The sequence below is a fragment of the Amycolatopsis sp. cg9 genome (assembly GCF_041346945.1).
GTDB lineage: Bacteria > Actinomycetota > Actinomycetes > Mycobacteriales > Pseudonocardiaceae > Amycolatopsis.
Window position 1 is genome coordinate 5,951,664 of record NZ_CP166850.1, and the last position, 19,612, is coordinate 5,971,275.

Genomic DNA, 19,612 nt, shown 5'->3' on the forward strand with positions numbered 1-19,612 from the left:
ATGGACAACGAACAGAAGCTGCGGAGCTACCTCAAGCGGGCGAGCGCGGACCTCGTGCGCACCCAGCAGAAGCTGGCGGAGCTGGAGAGCCGCGCGGCCGAGCCGATCGCGATCGTCGGGCTGGGCTGCCGCTACCCCGGCGGCGTCGCCGGGCCCGAGGACTTCTGGGAGCTGCTGAGCGCCGGGCGCGACGGCGTCACCGGGCTGCCCGCCGACCGCGGCTGGGACCTCGGCGCGCTCGCCGCGGACGGCGGCGAGGCGGCGATGTCCGGCGGCTTCCTGCTCGACGCGGCCGAGTTCGACGCGGGCTTCTTCGGCATCTCCCCGCGGGAAGCGGCCGAAATGGACCCGCAGCAGCGGATCCTGCTCGAAACGGCGTGGGAGGCGATCGAACGCGCCGGCATCGTGCCCGGCGCGCTGAAGGGCACCCGCACCGGCGTGTTCGTCGGCGCGATGGCGCAGGAGTACCTGACCGGCGCGGCGGGCCCGTCCGAGGGCTTCCTGCTGACCGGCAACACGAACAGCGTGCTGTCCGGCCGGCTCGCCTACGTCCTCGGGCTGGTCGGCCCGGCGGTCACCGTGGACACCGCGTGTTCGTCGTCGCTGGTCGCGCTCCACCTGGCCGCGCAGTCGCTGCGCTCGGGCGAGTCGGAGCTGGCGCTGGCCGGCGGGGTCACCGTGATGTCCGCGCCGACGACGTTCGTCGAGTTCAGCCGCCAGGGCGGGCTGTCCCCGGACGGCCGCTGCCGCTCGTTCGCCGACTCCGCCGCCGGCACCGGCTGGGCCGAGGGCGCGGGCGTGCTGGTGCTGGAACGGCTGTCCGACGCGCGCCGCCACGGGCACCCGGTGCTCGCGGTCCTCCGCGGCAGCGCGGTCAACCAGGACGGCGCCACCAACGGGCTCACCGCCCCGAACGGCCCGTCGCAGCAGCGCGTGATCCGGGAGGCGCTGAAGGCGTCCGGGCTCGCGCCCGGGCAGGTCGACGTCGTCGAGGCGCACGGCACCGGGACCACGCTCGGCGACCCGGTCGAGGCGCAGGCACTGCTGGCGACCTACGGGCAGGACCGGCCGGCGCCGCTGCTGCTCGGCTCGGTGAAGTCGAACTTCGGGCACACCCAGGCCGCCGCGGGTGTCGCCGGGGTGATCAAGGTCGTGCTCGCGATGCGCCACGGCGTCATCCCGCCGACCCTGCACGTCGACGCGCCTTCGTCCCATGTGGACTGGATGGCCGGGAGCGTCGAGCTGGCGACCGCCGCGACGCCGTGGCCGGAGACCGGTGAGCCGCGCCGCGCCGGCGTTTCGTCGTTCGGGCTGAGCGGGACGAACGCGCACGTGGTCGTCGAGCAGGCGCCCGCCGTCGAGGAGCCGGTCGGGGACGGTGCCGCGCGGCCGCTGCCGGTCCTGGTTTCGGGCAAGAGCGAAGACGCCGTGCGGGCGCAGGCCGCGAGGCTGGCCGAGGTGCTCGAGCGGGGGACTCCGCTCGCCGACGTGGCTTTCTCGGCCGCCACCGCGCGGACGGCGTTCGACGTCCGGTCCACTGTGGTCGGTGCGGACGCTGCCGCGGTGGCCGCCGCGCTGCGGGATCTGACCGCGTTCGACTCGCCGCGGGCGAAGGGCAAGACCGCGTTCCTGTTCACCGGCCAGGGTTCCCAGCACGTGGGGATGGGCCGGGCCCTGCACGGTGCGTACCCGGTGTTCGCGGCCGCGTTCGACGAGGTCCTCGCCCGGCTCGAGCCGGGCCTGCGCGCCGTCGTCTGGGGTGACGACGCCGACCGCCTCGCCGACACCGCCCAGGCCCAGCCGGCGATCTTCGCGGTGGAGGTCGCGCTCTTCCGGCTCCTGGAGTCGTGGGGCGTCCGGCCGGACGTGCTGGCGGGGCATTCGGCGGGGGAGATCGCCGCCGCCCACTGCGCCGGGGTGCTCTCCCTCGATGACGCCTGCGCGCTGGTGTCGGCCCGCGCCCGCCTGATGGGCGCGCTGCCCGCCGGTGGCGCGATGGCCGCCGTGCGCGCGTCCGAAGAGGACGTCCGGGCGGCTCTGGTGGACGGGGTGGACATCGCCGCCGTCAACGGGCCGTCGTCGGTGGTGGTGTCCGGTGTGGAGGCTGCCGTCCTGGCCGTCGCGGCGCGGTTCGAGCGCACGACCCGGCTGCGCGCGTCCCACGCGTTCCACTCGCACCTGATGGACCCGATGCTGCCCGCGTTCCGCGAGGTCGTCTCGGGCTTGACCTTCGCCGAGCCGGCGGTGCCGCTGGTCACCGCGGGCGAGGTCGCCGACCCGGAGTTCTGGGTGCGGCACGTCCGCGAGACCGTCCGTTTCGGCGACGCCCTCGCGCGGCTGGCGGAGTCCGGTGTGCGGCGCTTTGTCGAGGTGGGCCCGGAAGCCGCGCTGACGCCGCTGGTCGACGTGCCCGGCACGCTCGCCGTGCCGGTGCTGCGCAAGGACCGCGACGAAACCACGTCGGCCGCCGAGGCGCTCGGCCGGCTCCACGGTGCCGGCGTCGCCGTGGACTGGACCGCGTTCTTCGCCGGGACCGGTACCCGGGTCGACTTGCCGACGTACGCCTTCCAGCGGCAGCGGTTCTGGCCGCGCGACACCGGTCGCGCCCGGGGCGACCTGCGCTCGGCCGGGTTGCGCAGCGTCGACCACCCGCTGCTGGGCACGGCGGTCGAGGTCGCCGACGCCCACGGCCTGCTGCTGACCGGCCGCCTCGACGCGGGCACCCACGCGTGGCTCGCCGACCACCGCGTCGGCGGCGCCGTCGTCGTGCCCGGCACCGCGCTGCTGGAACTGGCCGTGCGCGCCGGCGCCGAAACCGGCTGCCCCGAGGTCGAAGACCTGACATCGACCCGCCCGCTGGTGCTCGGCGCGGCGGGGGAGCGGGTCGTCGTGCAGGTCTGGGTCGGCGCTCCCGACGAGCGGGGCCGCCGCCCGGTCGCCGTCCACTCGCGACCCGACGGCGAGGTCGGGTGGACCTCGCACGCGGTCGGGCGGCTGGCCGAGCGGATCGAATCCGCAGTGGAGGTCCCGGGTGCCTGGCCGCCGGCGGACGCCACCGCCGTCGACCTCACCGGGTTCTACGACGAACGCGAGTACGGCCCGGCGTTCCGGGGACTGCGCGCGGCCTGGCACCTCGGCGACGAGGTCTTCGCCGAAGTGGCGCTGCCCGACGACGTCGAGGCCGAGACGTTCGACCTGCACCCCGCGCTGTTCGACGCGGCTCTGCACGCCGCGGCCTGCTTCGCCGGTCCGGGCGGCGTGCCGTTCTCGTGGCAGGACGTCGCCGTGCGCGCGGTCGGTGCCACGGCGCTGCGCGTGGTGCTGCGCAAGACCGGCGACGACACCCTGGCGCTTTCGCTGACCACGCCCGAAGGCGACGTCGTCGCCACCGCCGGATCCCTCACCGTACGTCCGATCTCGACCGAAGCGCCGGTGACCGGCGGAAGCGTCTACCGCGTGGACTGGACCGAACCGGTCACCGGTGTCACCGACGCCGACGCCGACGTCGTCACCCTGTCCACTCCGGACGGAACCCCGCCCGAGGCCGCCCGTGCGCTCGCGGGGGAAACCCTGGACTTGCTGCGGGAGCGGCTGACCGAAGACGCGCGCCGGCTGGCGCTGGTCGTCCCGGCCGGGCTGCCCGCCGCCGCCGTGCGCGGCCTGGTCCTGGCCGCGCAGCAGGAGCACCCCGGGCGGTTCGTGCTCGTCGAGTCCACTGAGGACGTGCCAGCCGAGGCGCTGGCGACGGCGTTGTCGACCGGCGAGCCCCGGCTCCTGATCCGTGACGGGCGCGTCCTGGCGCCGCGGCTGGTGCGCACGGCGACCGGCGAGGCGCACGCGTGGAACCCGGACGGCACCGTCCTGATCACCGGCGGCACCGGCGAACTGGGCCGCGCGCTGGCCGCGCACCTCGTGCGCGAACACGGCGTCCGGCACCTGCTCCTGGCCGGCCGCAGCGGCGCCGCGCCCGAGGGGCTGGTCACCGAGCTGGCCGGGCTCGGCGCCGACGTCACGGTCGCCGCCTGCGACGCGAGCGACCGCGAAGCCTTGGCCGCGCTGCTGGCCGGGATCCCGGCCGCGCACCCGCTCACCGCCGTCGTGCACGCCGCCGGCGTCCTCGACGACGGGCTCCTCGACACCCTCGACGCCGGCCGGCTCGCGAAGGTCCTCGCGCCGAAGGCGGACGCCGCCTGGCACCTGCACGAACTGACCCGCGACCTCGAGCTCGACGCGTTCGTGCTGTTCTCCTCGCTGGCGGGCACGCTCGGCGCGGCCGGGCAGGCCAACTACGCCGCGGCCAACGCGTTCCTCGACACCCTCGCCCGGCAGCGGCAGGACGCGGGACTGCCCGCGATTTCGCTGGCCTGGGGCCCGTGGGGCGGCGACGGCATGGCGGGTGGCGCCGGCGGCCGGTTCGCCAGGCTGGGTATCCCGGCGCTGACCGAAGCCGAAGGCCTCGCCCTGTTCGACGCCGCGCTGACGACCGGCGAACCGGCCGTCGTACCGGTCCGCTTCGACCTGCCGGTGCTCGCCGCGCAGCCGGAACCGCCCGCCGTGCTGCGTTCCCTGGTCGGCGCGCGTCGTGCGGTGCGGACCGCCGGCGGGGCCGGCCGGCTGGCCCAGCAGTTGTCCACTTTGGACGACGCCGGGCGCGCCGCGCGGGTGACCGACGTCGTGCGCCGCGAAGTCGCCACCGTGCTCGGCCACGCCGGGGCCGGGGCGGTCGACCCGGCGCGGTCGTTCGCCGAGCTGGGCTTCGACTCGCTGACCGCGGTGGAGCTGCGCAACCGGCTCGACGCGGCGACCGGCCTGCGGCTGCCCGCGACTCTCGCGTTCGACTACCCGACCCCGGCCGCGCTCGCCGGCCACGTCCGCGACCGGCTGCTCGGCACCGAAGCCGCCGGCCCGGCCGTCACCCGGACCGCGGCCGCCGACGACGACCCCGTGGTCATCGTCGGCATGAGCTGCCGGTTCCCCGGCGGCATCGCCACGCCGGAGGACCTCTGGGCGGCGGTGGCCGACGGCCGCGACACGACGTCGCCGTTCCCGGTCAACCGCGGCTGGGACCTCGGCGCGCTGTACCACCCGGACCCCGACCACGCCGGCACGTCCTACACCCGCGAGGGCGGTTTCCTGCACGACGCCGGCGAATTCGACGCCGCGTTCTTCGGCATGAGCCCGCGCGAGGCCGAGGCGACGGACCCGCAGCAGCGCCTGCTGCTGGAGGCGTCCTGGACGGCGATCGAGCGTGCCGGGATCGACCCGCGCACCCTGCGCGGCAGCGCGACCGGCGTGTTCGCCGGCGTGATGTACAACGACTACGGCCTGGTGCTGGCCGGCGGCGACTTCGAAGGTTTCCAGGGCAGCGGGACGGCGTCGAGCGTCGTCTCCGGCCGGGTCGCCTACGCACTCGGCCTGGAGGGCCCCGCGGTCACCGTGGACACGGCGTGTTCGTCGTCGCTGGTGGCGCTGCACTGGGCGGCGCACGCGCTGCGGTCGGGGGAGTGCTCGCTCGCCTTGGCCGGCGGTGTGACGGTGATGTCCACGCCGAACTCGTTCGTCGAGTTTTCCCGGCAGCGCGGTCTTTCCCCGGACGGCCGGTGCCGGTCCTACGCGGACTCCGCCGACGGCGTCGGCTGGTCCGAGGGCGTCGGCGTGCTCGTGCTGGAACGGCTGTCGGACGCGCGCCGGCACGGGCACCGCGTGCTGGCCGTGGTGCGCGGCTCGGCGGTCAACTCCGACGGCGCGTCCAACGGATTGACGGCGCCGAACGGGCCCTCTCAGCAGCGGGTGATCCGCGCCGCGCTGGCTTCCTCCGGTCTGTCCACTTCGGACGTCGACGTCGTGGAGGGGCACGGGACCGGAACGACCCTGGGTGACCCGATCGAAGCCCAGGCGTTGCTGGCGACCTACGGCCAGGACCGTTCGACGCCGCTGCTGCTCGGTTCGGTGAAGTCGAACATCGGGCACACGCAGGCCGCGGCCGGGGTCGCGGGGATCATCAAGATGGTCCTGGCGATGGCGCACGGCACGGTGCCGGCCTCGCTGCACGCCGGGACGCCGTCGTCCCGGGTGGACTGGAGCGAAGGTGCGGTGGCGCTGGCCGCCGCCGCGACGCCGTGGCCCGCATCGGACCGGCCGCGCCGCGCGGGTGTCTCGTCGTTCGGCATCAGCGGGACGAACGCGCACGTGGTGCTCGAAGCGGGTCCGGCGGTCGCGCCGGTCGAGGTCGAGACCCTGGCGGACGCGCCGCTGGTGCTCTCGGCGCGCACCGCCGAAGGCCTGCGGGCCCAGGCCGCGAATCTGGCCCGGCTCGGCGACGTCGCACGCGGCGACCTGGCGTGGTCCCTGGCGACGACGCGGACGGCGTTCGAGCACCGGGCCGTGGTGCACGGCCCCGACGCGGCTTCGGCGCTGGGCGCGCTGGCGGCCGGCGGGCCGGCTCCAGGAGTGGCGACCGGCGTCGCCGCCGACGGCGGGCTCGCGTTCGTCTTCCCCGGCCAGGGCGCCCAGCGGCTCGGCATGGGACGTGAGCTGGCCGGGCGGTTCCCGGTGTTCGCGTCGGTGTTCGCCGAGGTGCTGGACCGCTGCGACCCGGGCCTGCGCGACGTCGTGTGGGGAGCCGACGCGGCCGCGCTGGAGCGGACCGGGAACGCGCAGCCGGCGCTGTTCGCGTTCGGCGTGGCGGCGTTCCGGCTGCTGGAGTCGTGGGGCGTGCGCCCGGACGTCGTCGCCGGGCATTCGGTCGGCGAGATCGCGGCCGCGCACGTCTCCGGGGTGCTGTCCCTCGAGGACGCTTGCACACTGGTGTCGGCCCGCGCCCGCTTGATGGCAGCGTTGCCGTCCGGTGGCGCGATGGTCGCGGTCCGGGCGTCCGAAGAGGACGTTCGGGCGGCACTGGTGGACGGTGTCGATCTGGCCGCTGTGAACGGGCCGGAGTCGGTGGTGCTGTCGGGTGCCGAGGAGGCGGTGCTGGCGGTCGCGGCCCGCTTCGGCAAGACGACGCGGCTCGCGGTGTCGCACGCGTTCCACTCGCACCTGATGGACCCGATGCTGGACCCGTTCCGCGCGGTGGTGTCCGCGTTGACGTTCTCGTCGCCGACGCTGCCGTTCGCGTCCCACGGCGACGTGTGCTCGCCGGAGTACTGGGTCGAGCACGTGCGCGCGACGGTCCGCTTCACCGGAACGGTCGCGGACACGGCGTCGACGTTCCTGGAGCTGGGCCCCGACGGCACGCTGTCGGCGCTGCTGGACCGTCCCGGCACGGTGCCGCTGCTGCGCAAGGACCGTCCCGAGGTGGAGTCCGCCGTCGCGGCGCTGGCCACGGTGCACACGCGCGGCTGCGCGGTGGACTGGCGCGCGTACCTGGGCGGCGGCCGCACGGTGGACCTGCCGACCTACCCGTTCCAGCGCGAGCACTACTGGGCGGCGCCGGTCCCGCGGACCCCGGAGCAACCGGAGGGCCCGCTGTGGGAGGCGATCGGCCGCGGCGACGCGGCGGAACTGGCGGGACTGCTGGACTTGGGGGAGGAGCAGCAGTTCTCGCTGCAGACCCTGCTCCCGGCCCTGACCGGCTGGCGCGACCGCCGCGCGGCCGAGGAGACGGCGAAGTCCTGGCGGTACCGCGCGGAGTGGACCCCGTTCCGCACCCCGGAGACGCCCGTGTTGAGCGGCCGCTGGCTGCTGGTGACGGCAGATGCGGCGGAAGGCGCGGAGGTCGAATCGGCGCTGGCCGCCCACGGCGCGACGGTGACTCGGATCGCGACCGCGGACCTCGACCGGACCGATCTCGCCACCGCGCTCGCGCCCGCCGGGCCCGGTCAGGTGGGCGGCGAGGCTGCTGCCGCCGGGCGGGTTCCGGCGGCTGGTGAGGCTGCGGCTGCCGGGCCCGGCCCGGCGAGTAGCGAGGCTGTTGCCGGCGGGCAGGTTCCGGCGGCTGGTGAGGCTGCGGCCGCCGGGCCCGGCCCGGCGAGTAGCGAGGCTGTTGCCGGCGGGCAGGTTCTGGTGGCTGGTGAGGCTGCGGCTGCCGGGCTCGCCTCGGCGGGTGGCGAGGTTGCGGGCGCGGGGCCGGTTCCCGTGGCCGCCGGGCCAGCTCCGGCGGGCGGCGAGGCTGCTGCCGCCGGGCGGGTTCCGGCGAATGGTGAGGCTGCGGCTGCCGGGCAGGCTCCGGCGGGTGGCGAGGCTGCCGCCGCGCCTGCCCCCGTGACCGCCGACCGTGCCACGCTCGCCGCCGCTGTCACCGCGGCCGGGCCCGTCGATGGCGTCATCCACCTACCCGCCGTCGGCGACGAAGGTCTGCGCGAGCTCCTCACCCTCGTCCAAGCCCTCACCGACGCCGATCTCGGCCCGCGGCTCTGGTGCCTCACCCGCGGTGCCGTCGCCACCCCCGGGGACCACGGCCCCGATCCCGCCGCCGCCAGGGTCTGGGGGTTCGGCCGCACCGTCGCGCTCGAACAGCCCGCCCTCTGGGGTGGGCTCATCGACCTGCCCGCCGCCCTCGACCTCCCCACCGGCCGGCGGCTCGCGGCCGTGCTGAGCGGGGTCAACGGCGAAGACCAGGTCGCCCTGCGGCCGCAAGGTGCCTTCGGGCGCCGGGTCGTGCGCCACCAAGCCGCCGGGACCACGGGACGCTTCCGGGCCCGGGGCGCCGTCCTCATCACCGGCGGCACCGGCGCCCTCGGGGCCTCGGTGGCCCGGTGGCTCGCCGGCGCCGGGGCCGAACACCTCGTGCTCGTCAGCCGCCGGGGCCCCGATGCACCAGGCGCGGACGCACTCGAACGAGAACTCACCGCCACCGGCGCCCGCGTCACCATCGCCAAAGCCGACATCGGAGACCGCCAAGCCGTCGAAACCCTCCTCCAGCAGCACCCCGACCTGACCGGGGTGGTGCACACCGCGGGCATCGCGCAGGCCATGGACCCCGTCCACACCACGGACTTCGCCGAGCTCACCCGCGTCATGGCCGCCAAGACCACCGGCGCCGCCCACCTCGACGCGCTCCTCGCCGGGCACGACCTCGACTTCTTCGTGCTCTTCGGGTCCGTCGCGGGCGTCTGGGGCAGCGGGGGCCAGGCCGCCTACGCCGCCGGGAACGCCTACCTCGACGCCCTCGCCGAAGCCCGCCGGAACACCGGCCGCCGGGCGACGTCCGTCGCCTGGGGCGCCTGGGCGGACGAGGGCATGGCCACCGACGAGCACGTCGCCGGGCAGCTCACCCGCCGCGGGCTCGGCTTCCTCCCGGCCGCAAACGCCCTCGCCGAACTCGAACGCGCCCTGGTGCGCGACGACACCGCCGTCGTCGTCGCCGACGTCGCCTGGGACACCTTCCTGCCCGTCTTCACCGCCACCCGCGCCAGCCGGCTCTTCGACGCCTTCGCCGAAGCCCGGCCCGAGCCGGTCAGCGCCGTCATCAGCGCCTTCGCCGCCCGCTTCGCCGGGATGTCCGAGGACGAACGCGACCGCGCGCTGCTCGACCTGGTCCGCACCGAGGCCGCCGCCGTGCTGGGGCACGTCACCGCGGACGCCGTCGCCGAAGAACGCGCTTTCCGCGACCTCGGCTTCGACTCGCTGACCGCCGTCGAGTTCCGCCGCCGCCTCGCCGACGCCACCGGCCTGGCCCTGCCCGCGACGCTCGTCTTCGACCACCCGACCCCGCTCGGCCTGGTCGCGTTCCTGCGCGGGGAGATCGACGGCCCGGGCACCGCTGGCGCCGTCGCCGTCGCGACCGGGGCCACCGACGAGCCGATCGCCATCGTCGGCATGGGCTGCCGCTTCCCCGGCGGCGTCACCACGCCCGAGGAGCTCTGGACCCTGGTCACCGGCGGCGTGGACGCGATCTCGGCGTTCCCCGGCGACCGCGGCTGGGACGCCGCCGGCCTGTTCGACCCCGATCCCGAACGCGGCGGAAAGACCTACTCGACGCTCGGCGGGTTCCTCGAGAACGCGGCCGAGTTCGACGCCGGGTTCTTCGGCATCTCGCCGCGCGAAGCCCTTTCGATGGACCCGCAGCAGCGGCTGCTGCTCGAAGTGTCCTGGGAGGCCTTCGAACGCGCGGGCGTCGACCCGGCGGCCGTGCGGGGGAGCCGGACCGGCGTGTTCGTCGGCTCCAGCTTCCAGGACTACGGCGTCGCGACCGGCGACGGCACCGAAGGCCACCTCGTCACCGGCACCATCCCGAGTGTGCTTTCCGGACGGTTGTCGTACCTGTTCGGCTTCGAAGGCCCGTCGGTCACCGTGGACACGGCGTGCTCGTCGTCGCTGGTCGCACTGCACCTGGCGTGCCAGTCGCTGCGCTCCGGCGAATCCGAGCTGGCCATCGCGGGCGGTGTCACGGTGATGGCGTCGCCCGACCCGTTCGTCGCGTTCAGCCGCCAGCGCGCGCTCGCCTTCGACGGCCGCTGCAAGGCGTTCTCCGACGAGGGCGACGGCATGTCCCTCGCCGAGGGTGCCGGGATGCTCGTGCTGGAACGGCTTTCCGAGGCCCAGCGCCTCGGCCACCCGGTCCTCGCCGTCGTGCGCGGCACGGCGGTCAACTCCGACGGCGCGTCCAACGGCCTCACCGCGCCCAACGGCCCGTCGCAGCAGCGCGTGATCCGCCAGGCACTGGCCAACGCCGGGCTCGCACCGTCCGAAGTGGACGCGCTCGACGCGCACGGCACCGGCACCGCGCTCGGCGACCCCATCGAAGTCCAGGCGCTGCAGGCCACCTACGGCCGCGACCGCGACCGCCCGCTGCTGATCGGCTCGGTGAAGTCCAACATCGGGCACACCCAGTCCGCCGCGGGGGTCGCGAGCTTGATCAAGATGGTGCACGCCATGCGCCACGGCGTGCTGCCGCGCACCCTGCACGTCGCCAGGCCGTCCACGAAGATCGACTGGACGGCCGGGGCGGTCGAGCTGCTCGCCGAGGAGACGGCCTGGCCGGAGACGGGACACCCGCGCCGCGCCGGCGTTTCTTCGTTCGGCATCAGCGGCACCAACGCCCACGCGATCATCGAGGCCGCGCCCGCGGCCGAAGAAGCCGTCGAGCCCGAGCACACCGGCCCGGTCGTGTGGCCGCTGTCGGCGAAGAGCGCGCCCGCGCTGAAGGTCCAGGCGCTGCGGCTGCTGGACTTCCTCGGCGACGAGCGGCCGGTCGACGTCGGCTGGACGCTCGCGCACCACCGCGCGACGTTCGAGCAGCGGGCCGTGGTCGTCGGCGAGGACGTCGCCGGCCTGCGGCGCGGGCTGGCGGCGCTCGCCGGGAACACCGCCGACCCCGCGCTCGTGCAGGGCGCGGCCAAGCGGTCCGGCGCGCCGGTGCTCGTCTTCCCCGGCCAGGACTCGCAGTGGCCGGGGATGGCTCGCGAACTCCTGGCGACGTCGCCGGTGTTCGCCGGCCGGCTGGCCGAGTGCGCCGCCGCGCTCGACCCGTTCGTGGACTGGTCGCTCGCGGACGTGCTGCACGACGACTCCTTGACCGGCGTCGACGTCGTCCAGCCGGTGTTGTGGGCCGTGCTGGTTTCGCTCGCCGAGCTGTGGCGGGCGCACGGCGTCGAGCCGGTCGCGGTGATCGGGCACTCCCAGGGCGAGATCGCGGCCGCGTGCGTCGCGGGTGCACTGTCCCTGGAGGACGGTGCGCGCGTGGTCGCGCTGCGGTCGAAGCTGATCGCCGAGCGGCTTTCCGGGCACGGCGCGATGCTGTCGGTCGTCGCGAGCCGGGACGAAGTGCTTTCGCTGATCGGCGAGCTGGCCGACCGGATCGCCGTCGCCGCGGTCAACGGGCCGCGCTCGGTCACCGTGTCCGGCGAGCCCGGGGCGCTGGCCGAACTGGAGGTCCGGCTGGCCAAGGCCGGGCTGATGCGCTGGCGCCTGGAAGGCGTCGACTTCGCCGCGCACTCGCCGCAGGTCGACGGGATCGCGGCCGAGCTGGCGGAGCTGCTGGCGCCGGTCTCCCCGCGCGACACCGGAGTCCGGTTCTACTCGACGGTCACCGGCGGGCTCGTCGAGCCGGCCGGGCTGACCGGCGAGTACTGGTGCCGGAACCTGCGTGGGACGGTCGAGTTCGCGGCGGCGCTGTCGGCCGCGGTCGCCGACGGGCACGCGGTGTTCGTCGAGTCGAGCCCGCACCCGGTGTTCGGCATGGCGATCGGCGAACTCGCCGAAGCGGCGGGCGTCCCGGTCACCGCGCTCGGCACCCTGCGTCGTGACGACGGCGGGGTCGACCGGTTCCTGAAGTCCCTCGCGGAGGCCCACACCCGCGGGGTCGCGGTCGACTGGGCGGACACCCTCACCGGCGGGCGGCGGATCGACCTGCCGACCTACGCGTTCCAGCACGAGCACTACTGGGCCATCGACGAAACCGAGGCCACGACGGCTCCGGTCGGCGACGAACTCTGGCAGGCCATCACCCGCGACGACCGTGCCGGGCTCACGAACCTGCTGGAGCTGGACGAGCGTCAGCAGACCGCGTTGGAGGACCTGCTGCCCGCGTTGTCGGCGTGGCACGCCCGCCGCGACGACGAGTCCACTGTGGACTCATGGCGCTACCGGATCGCCTGGCGTCCGGTCCGCCCGGCCGGGACGACGCTGTCCGGCAGCTGGCTGATCCTCGGCGACGGCGAAGACGTCGCGAACGTCCTGCGCGAGCACGGCGCCGACGTGCGCGAGACCGACGACGTCACGCCTGGGGACCTCGACGGCGTCACCGGGATCGTTTCGCTGCTCGCGGCCGACCACGCGCCGACGGACCACCCGGGCCTCGACCGCGGCCTGCTGCGCACGCTCTCGCTCGTCCAGGCCGTCGCCGGGATCGAACCCGCGCCGCGTGTGTGGGCGCTGACCCGGGGAGCCGTCTCCACCGGGCCCGCCGACCCCGTCCGCGACCCCGCTCAAGCCCAGGTCCACGGCCTCGGCTGGTCCGCCGCCCTCGAACACCCCGCGCACTGGGCCGGGCTCGTCGACCTGCCCGAAACCCTCGACGCCGCGGCCGCCCGGCGGCTCGTCGCCGTGCTCGCCGGGGCCGGGGACGAAGACCAGCTCGCCGTCCGCTCGGGTGGCGTCTTCGCCCGGCGGCTCGTGCCCGCCCCCGTCAGCGGCGCGCCCAAGCGGACCTGGCGCGCCCACGGCACCGCCGTCATCACCGGCGGTACCGGCACCCTCGGCCCGCACCTGGCCCGCTGGCTCGCCGACGAAGGCATCGACCACCTCGTCCTCACCGGCCGCCGCGGGCCGGACGCCCCCACCGCCCAGGCCCTGCTGGACGAACTCGGCACGTCGGCCGAAGTCGTCTCGCTCGACGTCACCGACCGGCAAGCCGTCGCCTCCCTGATCGCACGCCTGAAGGGCGAGGGACGGCGGATCACCACGGTCGTGCACACCGCCGCGCACATCGCGCTCGCCCCGCTCACCGGCACCGACCCGACCGCGTTCGCCGAGGTCCTCGACGCCAAGGTCACCGGCGCGACGAACCTCGACGCCGTCCTCGACGAGCTCCTCGACGAGGGCGAACTCGAACACTTCGTGCTGTACTCCTCGACCGCCGGCCTGTGGGGCAGCGGGGACCACGGTGCCTACTCCGCGGCCAACGCCCACCTCGTCGCGCTCGCCGAGCAGCGGCGCGCCCGCGGGGTGCCCGCGACCACCGTCGCCTGGGGCATCTGGGCCGACGACCGCGAGCTGGGCCGGGTCGACCCGGGCCGGATCCTGCGCAGCGGCCTGCGGTTCATGGAACCCCGCCTCGCGCTCGCCGGGCTCGAGCGCGCGCTGGCCGACGACGAAACGTCGCTGCTCATCGCCGACCTCGACTGGGACCGCTACCACCCGGTGTTCACGTCGGTGCGGCCCAGCCCGCTGTTCTCCGAGCTGCCGGCCGTCCGGAAGCTCGCCGAAGCGGCCGACGACACCGCGGACGCCTCGGCGTTCGCGAGCCGGGTCCGCGCGCTGCCCGCGACCGCCGGGCGGCGGCTCGTCGTCGACCTGGTGCGCGCCGAAGCGGCCGCCGTGCTCGGCCACTCCGGTGGTGACGCCATCGAGGCCGATCGCGCCTTCCGCGAGCTGGGCTTCGACTCGCTCACCGCGGTCGACCTGCGCAACCGCCTCGAGGTCGTGACCGGGCTCAGCCTGCCGAGCACCGTCGTGTTCGACTACCCCAACGCCGATACCCTCGCCGGCTTCATCCTGTCCACCTTGGACGGTCCGGTGGCCGGCGAAACCGCCGTCGCGGCCACCGCCGTCGACGAGCCGATCGCCATCGTCGGCATGAGCTGCCGGTTCCCCGGCGGGGTCACGTCGCCGGAAGCGCTGTGGGACCTGGTCCTCGGCGGCGGCGACGCGATCTCGTCGTTCCCGCCCGACCGCGGCTGGGACGCCGCCGGGCTGTTCGACGCCGACCCGGACCGCAGCGGCAAGACCTACTCGACGCTCGGCGGGTTCCTCGACGGCGTCGCCGACTTCGACGCCGGGTTCTTCGGGATCTCCCCGCGCGAGGCCCTCTCGATGGACCCGCAGCAGCGCCTGCTCCTCGAAGTAGCCTGGGAGACCTTCGAACGCGCGGGCGTCGACCCGGCCGCGGCGCGGGGCAGCCGGACCGGCGTCTTCGTCGGCGCCAGCTACCAGGACTACGCCTCGACCGTGCTCAACGCCGCCGAGGGCTCCGAAGGGCACATGATCACCGGCGCGGTGTCGAGTGTCCTTTCCGGACGGATCGCCTACCTGTTCGGGCTGGAGGGACCGGCCGTCACGCTCGACACGGCGTGCTCGTCGTCGCTGGTCGCGCTGCACCTGGCGTGCCAGTCGCTGCGCTCGGGCGAGAGTTCGCTCGCACTCGCCGGCGGGGTCACGGTGATGGCGACCCCGGCGCCGTGGATCGGGTTCAGCCGCCAGCGCGCGATGGCGCCCGACGGCCGCTGCAAGGCCTACTCCGACGACGCCGACGGCATGAGCCTCGCCGAGGGCGTCGGACTGGTGCTGGTCGAACGGCTTTCGGACGCCCAGCGCAACGGCCACGAGATCCTCGCGGTCGTCCGCGGTTCGGCGATGAACTCCGACGGCGCGTCCAACGGCATGACCGCCCCGAACGGCCCGTCCCAGCAACGCGTGATCCGCCAGGCGCTGGCGAGCGCCGGCCTGTCCCCTGCGGACATCGACGCGGTCGAGGGCCACGGCACCGGCACGCCGCTCGGCGACCCGATCGAGGTCCAGGCGTTGCAGGCCACCTACGGCCGCGACCGCGAGCGGCCGCTGCTGCTCGGCTCGGTCAAGTCGAACCTCGGCCACACGCAGATGGCGTCCGGCATCGCCGGGGTGCTCAAGCTCGTCATGGCCATGCGCCACGGCGTGCTGCCGCGCACCCTGCACGCCGCCACGCCGTCGTCGCACATCGACTGGTCGAGCGGCGCGATCCGGCTGCTCGACGAAGCCGCCGAGTGGCCCGAGACCGGTGCGCCGCGGCGGGCCGCGGTGTCGTCGTTCGGCCTGAGCGGCACGAACGTCCACACGGTGCTGGAGCAGGCACCCGAGCCGGACGCCGTCGAAGAGCCCGAGCCGGTGGTGCCCGGCACCGTGCCCCTGGTCCTGTCGGCCCGGACGCCGGAAGCCTTGCGCGCCCAGGCCGACCGGCTGCGCGGGTGGCCCGGCGAACCGGCCGACCTCGCCTTCACCCTGGCCACCGCCCGCGCCGACCTGAGCCACCGCGCGGTCATCCTGGCCGCCACCCCCGAGGACGTCCGGACCGGGCTCGCCGCGGTCGCCGAAGACGAACCCGCCGCGCACGTCCTGCGTGGCCGCTCGACCGCCCGGCCCACGACGGCGTTCCTCTTCACCGGGCAGGGCAGCCAGCGGCCGGGCGCCGGTCGCGATCTGTACGAGCGGTTCCCGGTCTTCGCCGAGGCCCTCGACGAGGTCCTCGCGCACCTCGAGCTGGACCGGAGCCTGCTCTTCGCCGAGCCGGGTACGCCGGAAGCCGGGCTGCTGAACGAAACCCGGTACGCCCAGCCCGCGCTGTTCGCGATCGAGGTCGCGCTGTTCCGGCTCCTCGAGTCCTGGGACGTGCGGCCCGACCACGTCGCCGGGCACTCCGTCGGCGAGATCGCGGCCGCGCACGTCGCCGGGGTGCTGTCCCTGGCCGACGCGGCCACGCTGGTGCAGGCGCGCGGCCGGCTCATGCAGGCCCTCCCGGCCGGCGGGGCGATGGTCGCGATCCGCGCCGCCGAGGCCGACGTCCGCGCGCAGCTGCCGGACGGCGTCGACCTCGCCGCGGTCAACGGCCGGGAGTCCATCGTGGTCTCCGGACCCGAGGAAGCGGTGCTCGCCTTCGCGGAGCGGTTCGAAAAGACCCGGCGGCTCACCGTGTCCCACGCGTTCCACTCGGCGCTGATGGACCCGATGCTGGACGAATTCCGCGCCGCCATCGCCGGGCTCACCTTCTCGGCGCCGGAGCTGCCGTTCGTCTCCACGGTCGCCGGCGCGGACCTCGCCGACGGCCCGGACTACTGGGTGCGCCACGCCCGTGAAGCCGTCCGGTTCGCCGACGCGCTCACGACCCTGGCCGAAGCCGGGGTCACCGCCTACGTCGAACTCGGGCCGGACGCGGTGCTGTCGGCGCTGTCCGAGGCGCGGCCGATGCTGCGCAAGGACCGGCCGGAGGACGAGACCGTCGCCGCGGTGCTCGGCGACCTGCAGGCGCGGGGCCACCGGCCGGACTGGGCCGCGTTCTTCGCCGGGACCGGTGCCCGCCGGATCGACCTGCCCACGTACGCGTTCCAGCGGACCCGCTACTGGCCGGAGCCCGCACCCGCAGCACCGGAAGCCGACCCGGGTTTCTGGACCGCACTGGAAGCCGCGGACGTCGAAGAGCTGTCGACCACCCTGGACGTCGACCGGGACGCGCTCGGCACCGTGCTGCCCGCGCTCACCGCGTGGCGTCACCGCGTCCGCGACGAGTCCGAAGTGGATGCCTGGCGCTACCGCGTGGTCTGGCGCCCGGTCCGGGCCGAGCCCGCCGCGCCCAGCAGGGTGCTGGTCGTGGCCCACGACGACCCGTGGGCGGACTCGGTCGCCGAAGCCGTCGGCGGTACCCGGGTCGAGCCGGGCGCTGAGCTGCCTGAAGCCGACCACGTCCTCTCGCTGCTGACCGACCCCGCCGAATCCCTGCGCCTCGCGCAAGCGGTCGGGGACAAGGCCCCGCTGTGGTGGGCCACCCGGGGCGCCGTCAGCACCGGCGCGGCCGACCCGGCGCCCGACCCGCGCGCGGCCGCGCTCTGGGGTCTCGGCCGGGTGGTCGGCCTGGAACAGCCGCAGCGCTGGGGCGGGCTCGTCGACCTCCCCGAGGTCCTCGACGCCCGCGCGGCCGGCCGCCTCTTCGCCGTCCTGCGCGGGATCGGCGACGAAGACCAGGTCGCCATCCGCCCCTCGGGCGTCTTCGCGCGGCGGCTCACCACCGCACCCGCCGGCCGTATAACGGACTACACCCCGCGGGGCACGGTGCTGATCACCGGCGGCACGGGCGGCCTCGGCGCGGAGGTCGCGCGGCAGCTCGCCGCCGCCGGCGCCGACCACCTCGTCCTGCTCAGCCGCCGCGGCCTGGACGCCCCGGGCGCGGCCGAGCTGGCCGCCGAGCTGAACGCGACCGTCGAGGCCTGCGACGTCACCGACCGTGACGCGCTGGCCCGGGTCATCGCGGCGATCCCGGACCTGACCGCCGTGGTGCACACGGCGGGTGTGGTCGACGACGGCACGACCGGCTCGCTGACCGCGGAGCAGTTCGCAAAGGTCTTCGCGGCGAAGTGCCTCGGCGCGGAGCACCTCGACGAGCTGACCGCGGACCTCGACCTCGACGCGTTCGTGCTGTTCTCCTCGACCGCCGGCACGTTCGGCGCGGCCGGGCAGGGCAACTACGCGGCCGCCAACGCCCACCTCGACGCCCTTGCCGCTCGTCGACGGGCCGCCGGCCGGGTCGCGACGTCGATCGCGTGGGGCCCGTGGGCGGGCGCCGGGATGCTCGGCGGCAACGCCGGGGTGCAGGACCGCGTCGGCCGCGGCGGCCTCGCGCTGCTGCCGCCGGACCGGGCCGTCGCCGCGATGCGGCGGGCGATCGGCGCCGGGGACACCGAGGTCCTGGTCGCGGACATCGACTTCACGCGGTTCGTGCCGGCGTTCACGATCGGCCGGCCGTTCCCGCTGCTGGCCGACCTGCCGGGCGCGAAGGCCGTGCTCAGCGAGGCCCGGGAAGCGGCGGAGCGCGGCGACCTGCGCACCACCCTCGCCGGGCTGCCGCCCGCCGACCGCGAGAAGCACCTGCTGGGCCTGCTGCGCACGCAGGTCGCGCTGGTGCTCGGCCACGCCGACGCCGGGGCGGTGTCCCCGGACGCCGCGTTCGCCGACCTCGGGTTCGATTCGCTCACCGCGGTCGAGCTGCGCAACGGCATCGGCGCGGCGACCGGGCTCGCGCTGCCGTCGTCGCTGGTGTTCGACCACCCGACGCCGCGCGTGCTCACGGCGTTCCTGCTCGGCGAACTGGTCGGCGCCGGCACCCCGGTGATCGCGCCGGTCACCACCCGCGCCACCGCCGACGACCCGATCGTGATCGTCGGCATCGGCTGCCGCTTCCCCGGCGGCATCACCTCGCCGCGCACGTTCTGGCAGCTCCTCGAAGACGGCGGGGACGCGATCGGGCCGTTCCCGGCCGACCGCGGCTGGGACCTCGCGAAGCTCGGCGACGGCCACGGCGGGTTCCTGCCCGACGCGGCCGGGTTCGACGCCGGCTTCTTCGGCATCTCCCCGCGGGAAGCCCTGGCGATGGACCCGCAGCAGCGGCTGCTGCTGGAGACGTCGTGGGAGTCCCTGGAGCACGCCGGGATCGACCCGGCGAGCCTGCGGGGCACCGCCACCGGCGTGTTCGTCGGCACCAACGGCCAGGACTACACCGGGCTGCTGCTCAACTCCGACGCCGACGTCGCCGGGCACATGGCCACCGGCACCACGGCGAGTGTCCTTTCCGGACGGCTCTCCTACACCCTGGGCCTGGAAGGCCCGGCGGTCACGGTCGACACGGCGTGCTCGTCGTCGCTGGTCGCCCTGCACTGGGCCGCCCGCGCGCTGGCCGACGGCGAGTGCTCGCTGGCCCTGGTCGGCGGTGTCACCGTGATGACCAGCCCGTTCTCGTTCACCGAGTTCGACGCTCAGGGCGGCCTCGCCGGCGACGGCCGGTGCAAGGCGTTCTCCGACGACGCCGACGGCACGGCCTGGTCGGAAGGCGCCGGTGTCCTGGTCGTCGAGCGGCAGTCCGACGCACTCCGGCACGGCCACGAGATCCTCGCCGTGGTGCGGGGTTCCGCGATCAACCAGGACGGTGCTTCCAACGGCCTCACCGCGCCGAACGGGCCGTCGCAGCAGCGCGTCATCCGCGCCGCGCTGGCCGACGCCGGTCTGTCCACTTCGGACGTCGACGTCGTCGAGGCGCACGGCACCGGGACGACCTTGGGTGATCCGATCGAAGCCCAGGCGCTGCTCGCGACCTACGGGCAGGACCGCGAAACGCCGGTGCTGCTGGGGTCGGTGAAGTCCAACCTCGGGCACACCCAGGCCGCCGCGGGTGCCGCCGGGGTGATCAAGGTGGTCCTCGCCCTCGGCCACG

The 19,612-nt window shown here is 75.3% G+C and carries 1 protein-coding gene (running past one end of the window); it reads left to right on the forward strand.

All coding sequences use genetic code 11. From position 1 onward, the window contains the following. Window positions 1-19,612, forward strand: partial view of a type I polyketide synthase gene (locus tag AB5J73_RS28340; RefSeq protein WP_370961709.1) — the 5' portion only. Its footprint extends 7,409 nt past the window's final position; only the first 19,612 of its 27,021 coding nucleotides appear in the window; the start codon lies at window positions 1-3; the stop codon falls past the right edge of the window.